This window comes from Pseudomonas mandelii (assembly GCF_024138395.1).
Taxonomy (GTDB): Bacteria; Pseudomonadota; Gammaproteobacteria; order Pseudomonadales; family Pseudomonadaceae; genus Aquipseudomonas; species Aquipseudomonas mandelii_E.
In genome coordinates this window covers 1-16,285 of sequence record NZ_JAMYDU010000044.1, presented here as the reverse complement: position 1 = coordinate 16,285, position 16,285 = coordinate 1, and the positions used below count along the sequence as shown (strand labels likewise).

The window sequence follows — 16,285 nt, the reverse complement described above, 5'->3', positions numbered from 1 at the left end:
CGAAGGCGGTGTGTCATTCAACATTGATGTTGACTGACACACCGCCTTCGCGGGCAAGCCTCGCTCCTACAGGGGTTAGGTCAGGCTTTCGTCGATCACCAACACCAATTTCCCCGACACCTTATTGGTCGCCAGTTCCGCAAACGCTGCTTCGGCATCCTTGATCGCAAATGTCTTAGCCAGTTGCGGGCTCAAACGCCCTTCGGCAAACAGCGGCCAGACATGCTGGCCAAGATCGCTGAACAAATCGGCCTTGAACTGCTCGTCGCGACTGCGCAGGGTTGAACCCAGCAATTGCACCCGCTTGGCCAGCACCTGAGCCAGATCCAGTTGCGCCTCACGACCGCCCATCAAACCGATCAGCACCCAACGACCATCGCGAGCCAGCAGCTTGAGGTTCAACGCCGCGTAATTGCCACCCACCGGGTCGAGAATCACGTCGAACGGCGCGAGATCATTCAAGCTATCCAGATCACCGTTGCGCACCACTCCACCCTGCGCGCCCAACGCTTCGCAGTAAGCCAGCCGCTCGGCAGAACCGACGCTGACCCAGCACGGGTTACCAAACGCCTTGCACAGCTGAATGGCAGCTGAACCGATTCCACTGGCGCCGGCGTGCAAGAGAACTTTCTCACCCGGTTTGAGCGCAGCCAGTTGAAACAAATTCAGCCAAACGGTCGCATACACTTCCGGCAACGCTGCCGCCTCGGCCAGAGACAAACCTTCGGGAACCGGCAGCACATGCCGTCCGTCGACAACTACCTCTTCGGCCATCCCACCCCCGGCCAGCAAGGCGCAAACCCGATCGCCAACCTTCCAGGAAGAGCCCGGGCCGACCTCGCTGATCACCCCCGAACACTCAAGACCCAGTACTTGACTGGCCCCCGGCGGGGGCGGATATAGCCCCGCCTTCTGTAACAAATCGGCGCGATTGAGTCCTGCTGCCGCCACCCGGATGCGAACTTGTCCTACATCGCACGTAGGACTCGGCTCTTCAACCCACTCCACTCGCCCCTCAACGCCTTGCAATGCTTTCACAGTGCCTCCATAGTGAGTCTGGACTGAGCCCGAAGCTGTAGCGCCGGGCTTTTTGCATTATGCGACCGGTCCTTGTGGATCCGGCGACTTCAAAGACGGCCTAATATGCGTTATCAATTGTCCCCGCGTCGAATCAGCATGAAGCATCTGCTCCCCAGCACCGCCCTCGCTCTTGTCATTGGTCTCGGTCTTTTGCCGATGTCGAGCAATTCGTTCGCAGCCAACAGCTGGGACAAGCTTCAGCCCGATCGTGACGAAGTAATCGCCAGTCTGAACGTCGTCGAATTGCTCAAGCGTCACCATTACAGCAAGCCACCGCTCGACGATGCACGCTCCGTGATCATCTACGACAGCTATATCAAGCTGCTGGATCCATCGCGCAGCTACTTCATGGCCAGCGATATTGCCGAATTCGACAAATGGAAAACCCAGTTTGACGACTTCCTCAAAAGCGGCGACCTGAACGCCGGGTTCGCCATCTACAAGCGCTACCTGGACCGCGTCAAGTCGCGTCTGGACTTTGCCCTTGCCGAGCTGAACAAGGGCGTCGACAAGATTGACTTCACCGCCAAGGAAACCTTGCTGGTCGATCGCAAGGATGCCCCTTGGCTCAAGACCACCGCAGAGCTGGACGACCTGTGGCGCAAACGCGTCAAGGACGAAGTGCTGCGGATGAAGATCTCCGGCAAAGAGTCCAAGCAGATTCAGGAAACCCTGACCAAGCGTTACAAGAATCAGCTGGCGCGTCTGGACCAGACCCGTGCGGAAGACATCTTCCAGGCGTACATCAACACCTTCGCCATGTCCTACGATCCGCACACCAACTATCTGTCGCCGGATAACGCGGAAAACTTCGACATCAACATGAGCCTGTCCCTGGAGGGCATCGGTGCCGTGTTGCAGAGCGATAACGATCAAGTGAAAGTCGTGCGCCTGGTGCCTGCCGGCCCAGCCGACAAGACCAAGCAGGTTGCGCCGGCCGACAAGATCATCGGCGTCGCCCAGGGCAACAAGGAAATGGTCGACGTAGTCGGCTGGCGCCTGGACGAAGTGGTCAAACTGATTCGTGGTCCGAAAGGCACCGTGGTGCGCCTGGAAGTGATCCCCGCCAGCAATGCGCCGAACGACCAGACCACCAAAATCGTGCCAATCACCCGCGAAGCGGTGAAGCTGGAAGACCAGGCGGTGAAGAAGTCGGTCCTCAAACTCAAGCAGGATGGCAAGGACTACAAACTCGGCGTCATCGAGATCCCGGCCTTCTACCTGGACTTCAAGGCTTTCCGTGCCGGCGATCCGGACTACAAGAGCACCACCCGCGACGTCAAGAAGCTGCTGACTGAACTGCAGAAAGACAAAGTCGACGGCGTGGTCATCGACCTGCGCAACAACGGCGGCGGTTCCTTGCAGGAAGCCACCGAGCTGACCAGTCTGTTCATCGACAAAGGTCCGACCGTACTGGTGCGTAACGCCGACGGCCGGGTCGATGTGCTGGAAGATGAAAACCCGGGCGCATTCTACAAAGGCCCGATGGCGTTGCTGGTGAACCGTTTGTCCGCCTCGGCTTCGGAGATCTTCGCCGGCGCCATGCAGGACTACCACCGCGCACTGATTATCGGCGGCCAGACCTTCGGTAAAGGCACCGTGCAGACCATTCAGCCGCTGAACCATGGCGAACTGAAACTGACCCTGGCCAAGTTCTACCGGGTTTCCGGTCAGAGCACCCAGCATCAGGGCGTATTGCCGGACATCGATTACCCGTCAATCATCGACACCAAGGAAATCGGCGAAAGCGCCCTGCCGGAAGCCATGCCGTGGGACACCATTCGTGCGGCCATCAAGCCTGCGCTTGACCCGTTCAAACCGTACATCACGCAGCTCAAGTCCGAGCATGACGTGCGCACCGCCAAGGACGCGGAGTTTGTGTTCATCCGCGACAAACTGGCCCTGGCGCAGAAGTTGATGAGCGAAAAAACCGTCAGCCTCAATGAAGCCGACCGTCGCGCACAACACGCCGATATCGAAGCCAAGCAACTGGCCATGGAAAACATCCGTCGCAAGGCCAAGGGCGAAGAGCCGCTCAAAGAGCTGAAGAAAGAAGACGAAGATGCCCTCGCGGCCGAGCCGGACAAGACCAAGCCAGAAGACGATGCTTATCTGAGCGAGACCGGGCGGATTCTGCTGGATTACTTGAAACTCAACACCGCGGTTGCCAAGCACTAGGTTAATTTTTGATTGGATCTCCAACGGGGCTAACTTGTTAGCCCCGTTGATTGACATCACAACCTACTTACAAAAACCCCAAAAGCGCGTAATAAAATGGACTTCAGTAAACACCCACTGTTCATAGGAGCAACAGCTGTCGCCGCAACAATCGCTATATTCCATCAATACATCGTTCCAATATATGAAAAGCAAAACAACAATACGATCATAGAATTAACCAAAGACCTCAACACCGCACGTAAAGAACTTACCGAAAGCATAGAAAAAAATACAAACATTCAAAACGATAACAAAAGCAAAACTGCAACACTGACAAGCAGACTTGAATCAAAAATAATCTCATTGGAGGCTTCGAAAACGGAGCTTGAGAAGAAGATATTACAGCTACAAGAGGAAGAAAGATTCTCTGCAGAAACCCCTTTCCCTAAAGGTTTTAGGGACATTCAAATATTCGACGAATATTCAAAAATCCCAACCACCTATAAAAATTCCGACTATACCGAAGATAGTATTTTTACCTCAACTGAGATTTCAGACAGATTATTCAGCCGCATCACTTACTATCAATTTCAGTGCAACGAAACCAACCTTGTACGTCAGGTTTTCTTTCACTTCACCAGCCTTTACGATACCTACAAGGCCGAAAATCGCGACGGCCCGTTCCCTACGGATGAAGAAGAGACGAAACTCTCAAAAAAAAATAACGAGGCTTTAGTTAAAATTTTTTCAGACAAATACGGCAACCCTATATCTGTTAAACAGGGAAAAACAACTTTCCAAACGAGCGAACACACGAGAGCCATAATTGACGATAGCGGTCTTATTATCTTCAGCCAGTACAACCCAATTTCCTTGTCCGTTAGCTGCCTGAAAGAAGCAAAAAATAAAGAAATCCAAGAAAGCGCAGCAAGCAAAAAAAAGTAGTGATTTTTTCAGTATAAAGTCATCAAACAGTCATCATTCTGTCGTGAAATACAGGACTGGGCGTGCTCTTTTACGAGAGCACGCCCAGTCCTTTTTTATCGCCAGAGAACGCCATGACCACGACCGAACAGCTGAGTGCCTTGAGTTCAATACTGACTCAAAGCGGTTTGCACAGCCTGTTCCAGCCGATCATTTCCCTCTCCGAACGAAGCATCATCGGTTACGAAGCCCTCAGCCGTGGCCCCTCCAACAGTCCGCTGCACTCCCCCGTTGCCCTGTTCGCGGTAGCCCGCCAGGCCGGTCGCCTCAGCGAACTGGAAATCGCTTGCCGGCAAAGTGCTTGCCGCCGTTTCAATGAACAGCAACTGCCCGGCAAACTCTTCCTCAATGTGTCCCCGGAATCCCTGCTCGAAGCCGCCCACCAACCCGGACGCACTTTGCAACTGCTGCAGGATTTCGGCATACCACCGAGCCAGGTGGTGATCGAACTCACCGAACAGACCCCGACCGACGATTTCCAGTTGCTGCAAAACGCCCTGCATCACTATCGGGCAATGGGCTTTTCCATTGCGCTGGATGATCTGGGTGCGGGTTATTCGAGCTTGCGGCTCTGGTCCGAATTGCGCCCGGATTACGTCAAGATCGATCGGCACTTTATCGACGGTATTCATCAGGACGCGCTCAAGCGTGAATTCGTCGGCTCGATCCTGCAAATCGCCAAGGCTTCGCGGGCAAAAGTGATCGCCGAAGGCATCGAATTGCCGGAAGAACTCGCCGTGCTGACCGAAATGGGCGTTGATCTGCTGCAAGGTTATCTGCTCTGCCGGCCCCAGGAGCATCCGCCCCGCGATGCCCGAAGTTTCATACCCAAACCAAACAGCGTCGCCGCGATACTGAACGAGGAAGTCAGTGACCTCAGCGCCTTGCTCAACGACCAACCGGCGGTGGCCAGCGACACCCCGACCGCCACCGTGCTGGAAGCCTTCCGCCGCCAGGCCAACCTGAACTCCCTGGCGGTACTCGACGAGCAAGGCCAGCCCTGCGGCATCGTCCACCGTCATTCACTCTCGGACGCCCTGCTCAAGCCCTTTGCCACCGACTTGTTCGCCCGCAAGCCCATCAGCCGCTTGATGAGCGACGATTTCCTCGCCGTGGAGCTCAGCCAGTCGCTGCAACAGGTCAGCCGCTTGATCACCAGCCGCGCCCGCCAGCGCATCGAAGAAGACTTCATCATCACCCTCAACGGCGGCTATCTGGGACTGGGTCGAGTGATCGACGTGCTCAAGCTGATTACCGAACTGAAAATCCAGCAAGCCCGCTACGCCAACCCACTGACCCTGCTACCGGGCAACGTACCGATCCAGCAATGCCTGACTCGCCTGCTGCAACAGGAACGGGAATCGGTGATCTGCTACGTGGACATCGACAGCTTCAAACCCTTCAACGACATCTACGGCTACGGTCGCGGGGATGAAGTCCTACTGTGCCTGGCGCAATGCCTGAACGACCGCGTCGACCCATCCCGCGACTTCGTCGGCCATATCGGCGGCGATGACTTCCTGCTGGTCCTCGGCCCGGAAGACTGGCGCAAACGCCTGAATCAACTGCTGGACGACTTCCACAGCCAATGCCGACGCTTCTATCGCAGCGAACACCTGGAAGCCGGTTGCTTCATCGCCCCCAACCGCCAAGGGGTGCGGCAGGAATTTCCGTTGCTGTCCCTGTCCATCGGCGTGGTGCATTTGCATCCACAGGCTTGCGGACAACTCGATGCAAGTCAATTGGCGGAGATGGCCTCGCAGGCCAAGCATCACGCGAAGAATGTGCCGGGGTATAGCGTGCATGTGATTGATAGCCTGGCGGTGCCCGGACCTGAAGAAATGCTCATTGGGCATCGCTGATTGATCTGACGCCTTCGCGGGCAAGCCTCGCTCCTACAGATTTTGTGTCGTACGCAATATTCACAAACGACACAAAACCCGTAGGAGCGAGGCTTGCCCGCGAAGAGGTCCGCTCAGGCACCACAAATCCCCAGGACTAATCCGTCACTAGCCACCGTCCGAAGGCCGAGCCCGCAACCGCCACCCGATCACATCCAGCACATCACACCCATCGCGCAGTGGAATGGCACAGAGCAAGGCAAAGTCGCTGAGTATCGTCGAATCACACTCGACCGAGCCGCGCATGGACAGGTTCTCAAGCACCTGCGTGACGGCGCGAATTCGATAGTTGGCAGCGTCATACAAAACATCGAGCGGCGCGTGGGTATCGACGAACAGCGTGGGCATGTCATTGCAGTTGCTGGTGAGCGCCATGAAGCGGCTTTTGGGGTGGGGTATTGGTTGTTCGTACGGCGGATCAGGGGTAATTGCTGTCATTGTTTAATTCCTAACGTATGGATCGGAGCCGCCAGAAATCACTTCCACGCAATAGGTGGCGGCTGTACGCAGGTGTGGAAGACCAGGACGTTAGGCACCCGGCGCACTCGAAAGCGCCCCGCGCACAGCCACCATAAAACACAGACGATAAAAAACGCCGAACTGGTGGCGCTTGATGCGCCTAACGATAGAAGGGCTTCCACGCCCTGTCACTGAATTTGCAGTGACAACCCAAGACTATCGATGAAGCGTATTCCGTACCAGTTCATGAAAACCGCTACAACTTGAAGGAAATCTCCGATGGATTTGACCGGCAATAAACGCGCAGGACTTTGCAGGGGATCAATCAGGAAAGAAGCCGGGAAAGGATGATGTTGATGTAGGGCAATTCGCTAAAAAGCGCTCCATTAATCAACAAGCACGCAGAAACGCAAACGTGGCGGGAGGTTTCCCTCACGCCACGTTAATTTGTCAGACACACCATTATTTAATCCGCAGAACCGCGAGACGCCAATTCTTTCAATTTGAGTTCAGCCAGCGGATGCCCGGCCTTAGCCGCCATTTCCCACCAGCGAGCCGCTTCCACCGGATCCGGCGCCTTGCTCGGCGTCCCGGCCAGGCTGATCACGCCAACCTGATAGGCCGCCTTGCCATCCCCCGCCAATGCAGCCAGGCACAGTAATCGCACACCCTCCTCGCGAGCCCCAAGACCGACGCCGCGAAAGGCCAGAATGTGGCCGTAGAAGCTCTGGGCGCCGACATCACCCAGGTTCGCCATGCGGGCGAACTGGCCCTCGAGCCAGCTCCAGCCTCGCGGTTGACGCACAAACCACGACCAGTGGAACAACCGGCGGGCCAGCCAGTAACTGGCCCGCGCCTTGAGTCGTAAAAACACTCAGGCTTCCGCCGACTCGGGGTACTCGTATTCGAACACCCGCACCACTTCCGAGGCATGCCAGGACGCGGCAGCCACGCCATCGGACGGTCCGGAGAAGCGCCCCAGGCGCTCGACACATTCGAAGAAGCCGGTGCGCGGCAAGCGGCTGGCGCCTTGGCTGATCACCAACGAGCTGCGCAACGGCTGCTCGGCTCTGGCATCCAGCGCGGCCAGATGCTCAAGGGCTGCGGTCAAGGTTTGCATGGCCGGCGTGGGTAGCTGCAAACGCTCCAGCAACGCCCGATAAGTCAAAAGATGGCGCTGACGACGCGCCTGATCCAGCTCCCCCAACAATCCATCCCAATGTTGACGACTGATGCGTACGCTCACGATTCATCCCTCCATCCTGGCACCGTCAATTCCCAGGCGAGGCTGCGGCGAATAGCAGCGTCGGGTTGACGCTCACCGCTTTCGATCAAGGCGAGATATGACGGGCTGATGCCTACCGTGCGGGCCAGCGCCTCAATGGCGATGCCCTTCCCTTCGCGCAAATTGCGTAGTTGATCCAGACCCGGAAGAATCTGGTCTGGTGCCGCCGCGGGAGGCACTGTGGCGTCACGCGGTGGTTGTTGCTTGATGCCTGCTGCTTTCAGTAGAGCCTGATACTGAGCCCATGGCAGAACCGCATATTCGGGTTCGCCTTCGCGTGTAATTATCTGAATATCCATGACTACCCCGTAGGACAACGACACTTAGCGAGTCGGCGCTTTTCCTTAGAAGTGTAATCCTAACAGCGGCCAAGGTCGCGGGGGGTATGAATATGAGGAGGATTCTGACTGGGTTCAGTTTTTTTTCGGGCCCTGCAGTTGTAATTGCTCGGGGGTGTCAGGCAAGCGTTCGACCACCGCGAGCTTCTCCGGCAGCTGACGTTTGCGCCAGGCGCGGAAGGCGTTGAGCTCGTCATCGAGGACTTTCATCAACCAGGCCAGCACGGCAATGTCGTCGAGCATGCCGAACATCGGGATGAAATCCGGGATTGCATCCAGGGGGCTCAGGAAATACATCAGGCCGGCCACCACCGAAAGCAATGCTTTGGGGCTGATGGCCCGGTATTCGCCACGCCAGTAAGCCAGGCAGAGTGCCTGCAACAGGCGAAGATCGTCTTTGAGTTTGCCCAGACGAAAACCCTGGCTGGCGCCTTTGCTGGCAACCGCGAACAGCAGGGTCGGCAAACGGCCACGGGCAAGCAGGCGTCCGGCCAGAGGCAGGAAACGAGCGAAATTCCAAGGCGTTTTCATTTGTTCCTCCCGCTGAAATGTTATCCACACAAATTGTGGATAACCTTGTGAACAGAGCTGCATTTCATCGCTGAAAGCCCCGTTTCATAAGGGCCTGACTCAGATCGGGCGTTTTTTACTCACATAAAAAAACCCAAGATTTCATTGACTTGGCGTTCTGGCCCGTCTAGCTCGAGCGCCCTCACTGGCTATGACTTCAGCGTACCGCATCCGTTCGCTTTGTTTACCTCCACTGAACGCCAGATGCAACAACGCCCCGCATAAGCGAGGCGTTGTTTTTAGAGCAGACGCGAATTACTTGGTGGCGTCTTGTTTTGCTGGATCCTTGATGGCCAGCAACTCCAGGTCGAATACCAGCACCGAGTTGGCTGGAATCGCCGGGCTTGGGCTTTGGGCGCCGTAAGCCAGTTCGCTAGGGATGTACAGTTTGTACTTCTCGCCAACGTGCATCAGTTGCAGGCCTTCGACCCAACCCGGAATCACACCGCTGACCGGCAGATCGATCGGGCTGCCGCGCTCGACGGAACTGTCGAAAACGGTGCCATTGGTCAGTTTACCGGTGTAGTGAACAGTCACTACGTCGGTCGGCTTAGGCTGAGCGCCGTCGGCTTTCTTGACCACTTCGTATTGCAGACCGGAAGCCGTGGTGGTGACGCCGGCTTTCTTGCCGTTTTCTTCGAGGAATTTCTTGCCGGCGGCTGCCGACTCTTCGCTCATTTTGGTCAGACGCTCTTCAGCACGCTTTTGCAGTGCGGCGAAGGCTTCGACCAACTCTTCATCTTTCAGCTTCTGTTCTTTCTTGCCGACGGCATCTTCGATGCCCTGGGCTACCGCTTTGGAATCCAGGTCATCCATGCCTTCCTGAGCAAGGCTTTTGCCCATGTTCAGGCCGATACCGTAGGAAGCTTTTTGCGCCGGGGTTTTCAGCTCTACGCTGGTCTGCGAATCACAACCCGCAAGTACCAGGCCAACCAGGGCCACCGCCGCCGCCAACCGATGCTGTTTCATGCTATTTCCTTGTTCATGCGCCTAAAGGGCAATCGAGTAAAGCCGCGAGCTTATCAGGCCGCCACGACCAATGGCTACCGGCATGAGAGCAGGAAACGTCTGATAAGTTCAGGTGTTTAAACGCATTTCAGCTATAGAAGGATGAAGCTTCTGTCATTTGGCTCTTACAGACTCAAGGGCCGGTTCCCACAGACTCTGGCGTAATGGCCTCTTGCCGCACTTCGTCAGCTGAGGCATAAGAGAGCTACAAATTGACAAGGACGTTTATCTTGCGCCTCATATTCCGCTTGCTGATTCTGATCGCCGTATTACTGGGGCTAGGCCTCGCCATAGTGCTGTATTACGTCGCCAACCCGAAATTGCCGGTTTGGTCACCGGCGCAACAGGTGAATTACCTGGAGCAATGGAGCGCCGCCGACCGCCAGGCTTACTACTTCACACCTCAAGGTACCCAGGTCAAAGGCTTGCGTTATGACTGGTTCAACGCCCTGGAATTGCCTTTCTCGCAAAAACGATTCGCCGCGCCTGAATACCTCGCACGCTTTGGTTTTCTGATCGACCCGAGCCAGAAAGCCACGCCGAACAACCCGGGTAACCTGCCCGTCGGGTTCGCCCGTCATCAAAACCCCGGCAGCCAGGACGAGTTTCTGGACATCACCTGCGCCGCCTGCCACACCGGCGAATTGCGCTTCAATGGCCAGGCCGTGCGCATCGACGGCGGTTCAGCGCAGCATGTGTTGCCGTCCAGCGTTCCTACGCTGCGAGGCGGCAGTTTCGGACAAGCGCTGGTCGCCAGTCTGACCTCGACTTACTACAACCCCTGGAAGTTCGAACGTTTCGCACGCAACGTTCTGGGCCAGGACTACGACGCACGGCATCAACAGCTGCGCAAAGACTTCAAAGTCTCCCTCGATACCTTCTTCAAAGTGGCCTGGAACGACACCCATCGCGGTCTCTATCCCACCGAGGAAGGCCCCGGCCGCACCGACGCCTTCGGGCGCATTGCCAATGCCAGCTTCGGCGACGCGATTTCGCCCGCCAATTACCGTGTGGCCAACGCTCCGGTGGACTACCCACAACTGTGGGACATGTGGACCTTCGACTGGGTGCAGTGGAACGGTTCGGCGCAGCAACCGATGGCGCGCAATATCGGCGAGGCCTTGGGTGTGGGCGCAACACTGAGTTTCTTCGACAGCAGCGGGCAGCCGCTCAAGGGCGACGACCGCTACCCGTCCAGCGTCCGGGTGCGCGATCTGCACCGGATCGAGGAAACCCTGCAACGCCTCAAACCGCCCGCCTGGCCGGAAGCCCTTCTGGGCAATATCGACAAGCCCCTGGCCGCAAAAGGCCGCGAACTGTTCGCTGAAAACTGCGCCGGGTGTCATGTCCCCCGCGTCACCCAAAGCGACGGCAGACTCGTGCAACATCTGAAATTGCTGCCTGTGGAGGTGATTGGCACAGACGCCGGTGCCGCCAACAATATTGCTGATCATCGCTTCGATCTGACGGCCTTGCAGTGGGATCCGGCAGAGCTTGCGCAACTGGACGTACAACTGCACCCAACACCCACAGAACCCTTGGATATGAGCCAGTTGTCAGTGGCCAAGGGGCTCGCTTATGTCACTGCTTTTGTGGGCAACCAAGCCTACCGCGAAGCCAATGTGACACCCGCAGAGTGCCCGAATCTGGACGGATTCGGCCTGCCGATCGGCGTTCAGGAATTGCGCAGCTACAAGGCCCGACCACTGGCAGGCGTCTGGGCCACGCCGCCGTTTTTGCACAACGGTTCGGTACCGAGCATTTATCAACTGCTCTCGCCCCAGGGTGAACGCGCCAACACGTTCTACAAGGGCACCTTCGAATACGACCCCAAACATTTGGGCTATCGCACTGAAGCCTTCACCAACGGTTTTGTATTCGACACGCGCGTCACTGGCAATCACAACAGCGGCCACGAGTTCCGCGCAGGCGAGCGTGGGAACGGCGTCATTGGTCGCCTGCTGCAACCGGAGGAACGCTGGGCACTGCTGGAATACCTGAAAGTGTTGGGTGGCCCGATGGAGTCGCAATTGCCAGACCGCCTTCTCAGTCAAAAGGATTGACCCATGCTGATCACTCTCTGGTTGCGCCTGGGCGCCCTCCTCGGCAAAACCCTGCTGTGGTTGTTGGGTCTGGGCCTCCTCGGCTGGGCGCTGATCATGGCCTGGTCCGCCTGGCAGCATCGCGGCCCGGTATCGGCTGAAGAACTGATTCCGGACGGCGAAGCGGCAATGACCCAGGACATCATCCAGACGGCCGTGCGTATCGTCGATCAACACCGTGAAAGTACCCGCTACCTTCGCGATGCCCATGCCAAGGCCCATGGTTGCGTGAAGGCCGAGGTTCAGGTGCTGCCGGATCTGGCGACGGAGTTACGTCAAGGCGTGTTCAGCGAGCCCGGCAAAACCTGGCAAGCGACGATGCGGCTGTCCAATGGCAATGCGTATCCGCAGTTCGACAGCATCCGCGATGCCCGGGGCATGGCGATCAAACTGTTCGATGTGCCCGGCAAACAGTTGCTGAGTGACCGACAAGGACGCAGCGAACAGGATTTCGTGATGTTCAACCATCCGAACTTCTTTGTCAGCGATGTCGCCGAGTATCGTCAGAATGTGGCCGCTCAGGCTGATGGCAAAAAGGCGATGGCGTTCTTCCCGGGTTGGGACCCGCGCACGTGGCAGGTTCGCCATCTGTTTATCGCGCTGGCGACACTCTCCCCTGCCCCGACAAGCCCGACGCAGACCACTTACTTTTCGGTTTCGCCGTACAAGTTCGGTGAGGCCAACGCCAAATTCCGGGTGATGCCAGATCCTGATAGCTGCCCGGTCTACGCGTTGCCCACGCAAAATCAAAACCTGCCGAACTTCCTGCGCAGTGCGCTGAACCAGCAGTTGTCGACCGATCGGGTGCCGGCGTGTTTCGTCTTGCAGATCCAGCGCCAGGATGCGGGCAAATACATGCCGATCGAAGACACCAGCATCGAGTGGAGCGAAAGTGACGCGCCCTTCGAAACCGTAGCCCGGATCAAACTGCCTGCCCAGGACTTCGACACCCCCGCGCTGAACCTGCAATGCGACAATCAGTCGTTCAACCCATGGTTCGGCCTTGAAGCCCACCGCCCCATCGGCGGGATAAACCGCCTGCGTAAAGCGGTGTACGAAGCGGTGAGTGATTACCGACACAGCCGCAATGGTGAACGATAGTTTCGTTACTTAAGCTTCAACGATTACAGTGGCAACAGGTGCGTGAACCTGACCGATACTGGGCCAGGTTTTGCTCGAATAAAGAACACTCAACGTTCCGACAGCGGCCACCAGATCGACAAATTGCTGTGGACTCATAACACCGTCAATTATTTGCTGCTCAATGTCATGGCGACCATCGGCCTGGCAAGCAAGCTTGGCGAGTAATTCCGTCACCTTCGAAATCTCAGTGCTGGCAAAGCGCAACACCGCTCCATCGAGTGTGGATAGAAACAAGCGTTGATTAGGTGCTACCGCAATCCGGTCCAGGCCGATTCTCATGTCCGAGGGGGAGAAAAAGTTTTTATAGAGTTCAACTTCGACCGAAGGTAACCGGTTATCGGGGACCGGGTTCATTGAGTGGTAGATGCCATAAATCCGAAAATCTGCTGGAATCTGCGGCTTACCGTTGTGATCCTTGGGAAAGAGAGTTTCCCGGCTGAAGTTGGCGTAATCACTATCCACTGGTTCGGTGGCAACAAAAACGTCCTTCGTTTTGTGCTTGAGAATAACGCCTGAATATTGTTTGACTGGCGGTTTTTTCCGAAACTCAGCCATTTGAGTGTGGGCATAATGAGCAGCACCCTTGGCATCTTTAAAGATTGGCCCGCAAACAGGCATCAGTTCTATGGGCGGGTTTTGCTGCAGTATCTCCTTCCTCCAACTGGCATTCACTCGTCCCCTTCGTCTCCAAAGATCACCAGGGATCACCGCGGTCACCTCACCCGCCGCCACGGCCAATAAGATCAGGATGCTGCTTGGTATTGCACCTCGTGCGTATAACCGCTCGAACGTCTTGCTGGTGCCATCTATAGCTTTAGATAATTGGGACGACAACTCTTGCTCGAATTCAGAGTTCCTCGATACGTATGAGATGAGGCAACCATCACTTCCTGAGAAATAACAGCTGGAGAATTTTCGTCGATGAGTCATCACAGCGAACAAATCGGGAATGGTGAAAAAATATTTTCGCTGGATCCGTTCTACTAAATTCTCCTCTGTGCCTTTCATCACATCGACATGAGAAATGAAGCGCGCTGCGACGGTGTAGCCATCAGGAACCACAAACTTGCCGTCCGGCTTAAGGAGCACGGCTAGCGGAAGGTTCGGGTCTTTTGCGAAACCACCGTCAGTGATCTCAGTGGAGGGAAAGAAGTACCCGTCCTGGTTTTTCAGAATGAAGCCAGCATATTCAGAGTTTCGCCGATCTTTCAGCGACTCATGCAAATGGGCTGCGGCGTCATTGGCGGTGATAAATGCCCGGTTCAATACAGGATCAGGAGCGGTATTAGCAACTTCGGTGGGAATAGATATCATGCAAAAATCTCTCGATAGATATTGATAATGGCTCCATGACCCGTACAGATCATGGAGAACGCGACCCATTATTCGAAAGAAAATTGCCTGTCAGGCACTACATATATATATCCACCCTATGCAGTGCTAAATTGCCAAATCCCAGACAGCAAAAAGCCCGCATTAAGCGGGCTTTCCGTGGTACCTGGCGTTCAGCGTTCCAGATACCGAATATGGCGCAGCGGACGGGACTCGAACCCGCGACCCCCGGCGTGACAGGCCGGTATTCTAACCGACTGAACTACCGCTGCGCGTAGCGTTGAAAGTAAGTGGTGGGTGATGACGGGATCGAACCGCCGACATTCTGCTTGTAAGGCAGACGCTCTCCCAGCTGAGCTAATCACCCTTTACCTTCGTTGCGGGGCGCATTGTGCCACAGATTTTCATAAAGTGTTGATTTAATTGATAAAAAATCAAAAAAATCTGAAAACCGGTAAAACGACACACCCTGCAGGAACTTCAGACAAACTACAGACAGAAAAAAACCCGCATTAGCGGGCTTTTCCGTGGTGACCTGGCGTTCAGCGTTCCAGGTTACCGAATATGGCGCAGCGGACGGGACTCGAACCCGCGACCCCCGGCGTGACAGGCCGGTATTCTAACCGACTGAACTACCGCTGCGCGTAACACTAAAGCGAATGGTGGGTGATGACGGGATCGAACCGCCGACATTCTGCTTGTAAGGCAGACGCTCTCCCAGCTGAGCTAATCACCCTTCACTTTCGGTGTGGCGCGCATTCTACGGAGCGACCCAACCTCTGGCAAGCACTTTTTTAATTAATTTTCTCAGGCCTTCCAAAGGCTTAGAGAAGGGTTGGCCTATGGCACACGGAGGACAATAATGCCCCCCTTTGTATAAAGGAGAGACTCACCCCATGTGGTTCAAAAACCTGCTTATCTATCGCCTGACCCAAGATCTGCCTTTTGATGCCGAGGCGTTGGAAACTGCACTGGCCACCAAACTGGCGCGTCCATGTGCAAGCCAGGAGTTGACCACCTACGGTTTCGTCGCCCCATTCGGCAAGGGCGAAGACGCGCCGCTGGTGCACATCAGTGGCGACTTCTTGCTGATCGCCGCCCGTAAGGAAGAACGCATTCTGCCGGGCAGCGTTGTACGTGATGCGGTGAAGGAAAAGGTCGAAGAGATCGAAGCCGAACAAATGCGCAAGGTCTACAAAAAGGAACGCGACCAGATCAAGGATGAAATCATCCAGGCCTTCCTGCCCCGCGCCTTTATCCGTCGCTCGTCGACCTTCGCCGCCATCGCGCCGAAACAGGGCCTGATTCTGGTTAACTCGGCCAGCCCGAAACGTGCCGAAGACCTGCTGTCCACTCTGCGCGAAGTGATCGGCTCGCTGCCAGTGCGTCCGCTGACGGTAAAAATGTCGCCGACCGCGACCATGACCGAGTGGGTTACCACCCAGAAAGCCGCGAATGATTTCTTCGTGCTGGACGAGTGCGAACTGCGCGATACCCACGAAGACGGCGGCATCGTGCGCTGCAAGCGTCAGGACCTGACCAGCGAAGAGATCCAGCTGCACCTGAGCACCGGCAAAGTGGTCACTCAACTGTCGCTGGCCTGGCAGGACAAATTATCGTTCGTGCTTGACGACAAAATGGTGGTCAAGCGCCTGAAGTTCGAAGACCTGCTGCAAGATCAGGCGGAACAGGACGGTGGCGACGAAGCCCTGGGCCAACTGGACGCCAGCTTCACCCTGATGATGCTGACCTTCGGCGACTTCCTGCCTTCGATGGTGGAAGCGTTGGGTGGTGAAGAGATGCCGCAAGGTATCTAAAAACAACCGGTTCCCCTTGAAGGAACCGGATCAAATGTGGGAGCTGGCTTGCCTGCGATGGCGGCGTGTCAGACGGCTTAAATGTAGTCTGACACGCCGCCATCGC

At 56.2% G+C, this 16,285-nt stretch carries 14 protein-coding genes and 4 tRNA genes; 6 read left to right on the top strand and 12 right to left on the bottom strand.

Annotated features, from left to right (window positions below; genetic code table 11):
• Nucleotides 1–75: 75 nt before the first annotated feature.
• Nucleotides 76–1,038 (bottom strand): zinc-binding dehydrogenase, encoded by a 963-nt coding sequence (locus NHU87_RS27975; RefSeq protein ID WP_253554981.1) that lies wholly within the window; start codon nt 1,036–1,038, stop codon nt 76–78.
• Between the two features lie 138 nt (nt 1,039–1,176).
• On the opposite strand from NHU87_RS27975, the gene NHU87_RS27970 reads away from it, so the two are divergent.
• The 3 genes from NHU87_RS27970 to NHU87_RS27960 all read left to right on the top strand — a co-directional run bounded on the left by NHU87_RS27970 (nt 1,177) and on the right by NHU87_RS27960 (nt 6,086).
• Nucleotides 1,177–3,258: a carboxy terminal-processing peptidase gene (locus NHU87_RS27970; RefSeq protein WP_253554972.1), complete on the top strand. Its 2,082-nt coding sequence runs from the start codon at nt 1,177–1,179 to the stop codon at nt 3,256–3,258.
• A 96-nt stretch (nt 3,259–3,354) separates the two neighbouring features.
• Nucleotides 3,355–4,185 (top strand): hypothetical protein, encoded by an 831-nt coding sequence (locus NHU87_RS27965; RefSeq protein ID WP_253554969.1) that lies wholly within the window; start codon nt 3,355–3,357, stop codon nt 4,183–4,185.
• Between the two features lie 113 nt (nt 4,186–4,298).
• Entirely contained in the window at nt 4,299–6,086 is a 1,788-nt protein-coding gene (locus NHU87_RS27960; protein ID WP_253554966.1) for a bifunctional diguanylate cyclase/phosphodiesterase, read from the top strand.
• 147 nt (nt 6,087–6,233) lie between these two features.
• On the opposite strand, the gene NHU87_RS27955 is transcribed toward NHU87_RS27960, so the two are convergent.
• From NHU87_RS27955 to NHU87_RS27930, 6 genes are all read right to left on the bottom strand, one after another.
• On the bottom strand, nt 6,234–6,563 hold the full coding sequence (locus NHU87_RS27955; protein ID WP_253554963.1) for a hypothetical protein: 330 nt from the start codon (nt 6,561–6,563) through the stop codon (nt 6,234–6,236).
• Between the two features lie 487 nt (nt 6,564–7,050).
• Nucleotides 7,051–7,458: a sel1 repeat family protein gene (locus tag NHU87_RS27950; RefSeq protein WP_253554960.1), complete on the bottom strand. Its 408-nt coding sequence runs from the start codon at nt 7,456–7,458 to the stop codon at nt 7,051–7,053.
• Entirely contained in the window at nt 7,459–7,830 is a 372-nt protein-coding gene (locus tag NHU87_RS27945; protein WP_007898892.1) for a hypothetical protein, read from the bottom strand.
• Nucleotides 7,827–8,168, bottom strand: a complete 342-nt coding sequence (locus tag NHU87_RS27940; protein WP_030131674.1) for a helix-turn-helix domain-containing protein — start codon at nt 8,166–8,168, stop codon at nt 7,827–7,829. Before NHU87_RS27940 ends, NHU87_RS27945 begins: the two co-directional genes overlap by 4 nt.
• A 114-nt stretch (nt 8,169–8,282) precedes the next feature.
• A complete protein-coding gene (locus tag NHU87_RS27935) occupies nt 8,283–8,738 on the bottom strand; it encodes a YkvA family protein (RefSeq protein WP_253554957.1) in 456 nt (151 codons plus the stop codon).
• Between the two features lie 294 nt (nt 8,739–9,032).
• Nucleotides 9,033–9,746, bottom strand: coding sequence for an FKBP-type peptidyl-prolyl cis-trans isomerase (locus tag NHU87_RS27930; protein WP_217858043.1), 714 nt, complete (start codon nt 9,744–9,746; stop codon nt 9,033–9,035).
• Between the two features lie 269 nt (nt 9,747–10,015).
• Between NHU87_RS27930 and NHU87_RS27925 the strand changes: the two genes are divergently transcribed.
• Nucleotides 10,016–11,848, top strand: a complete 1,833-nt coding sequence (locus NHU87_RS27925) for a di-heme-cytochrome C peroxidase (RefSeq protein ID WP_253554950.1) — start codon at nt 10,016–10,018, stop codon at nt 11,846–11,848.
• Between the two features lie 3 nt (nt 11,849–11,851).
• Complete coding sequence (locus tag NHU87_RS27920) at nt 11,852–12,988, top strand: catalase family protein (protein WP_253554938.1); 1,137 nt, start codon at nt 11,852–11,854, stop codon at nt 12,986–12,988.
• A 9-nt stretch (nt 12,989–12,997) separates the two neighbouring features.
• Here NHU87_RS27920 and NHU87_RS27915 read toward each other — a convergent pair whose 3' ends face one another.
• From NHU87_RS27915 to NHU87_RS27895, 5 genes are all read right to left on the bottom strand, one after another.
• Entirely contained in the window at nt 12,998–14,344 is a 1,347-nt protein-coding gene (locus NHU87_RS27915) for a DUF4329 domain-containing protein (protein ID WP_253554935.1), read from the bottom strand.
• 213 nt (nt 14,345–14,557) lie between these two features.
• A tRNA-Asp gene (locus NHU87_RS27910) sits at nt 14,558–14,634 on the bottom strand.
• Nucleotides 14,635–14,653: 19 nt separating this feature from the next.
• Nucleotides 14,654–14,729: transfer RNA gene (locus NHU87_RS27905), tRNA-Val, on the bottom strand.
• A 198-nt stretch (nt 14,730–14,927) separates the two neighbouring features.
• Nucleotides 14,928–15,004 (bottom strand) — tRNA-Asp (locus NHU87_RS27900).
• An 18-nt stretch (nt 15,005–15,022) separates the two neighbouring features.
• A tRNA-Val gene (locus tag NHU87_RS27895) sits at nt 15,023–15,098 on the bottom strand.
• 160 nt (nt 15,099–15,258) lie between these two features.
• Between NHU87_RS27895 and rdgC the strand changes: the two genes are divergently transcribed.
• Nucleotides 15,259–16,179 carry a recombination-associated protein RdgC gene (rdgC, locus tag NHU87_RS27890; RefSeq protein WP_123496202.1) on the top strand — a complete coding sequence of 307 codons (921 nt, stop codon included), beginning with the start codon at nt 15,259–15,261 and terminating at the stop codon, nt 16,177–16,179.
• Nucleotides 16,180–16,285: the final 106 nt, after the last annotated feature.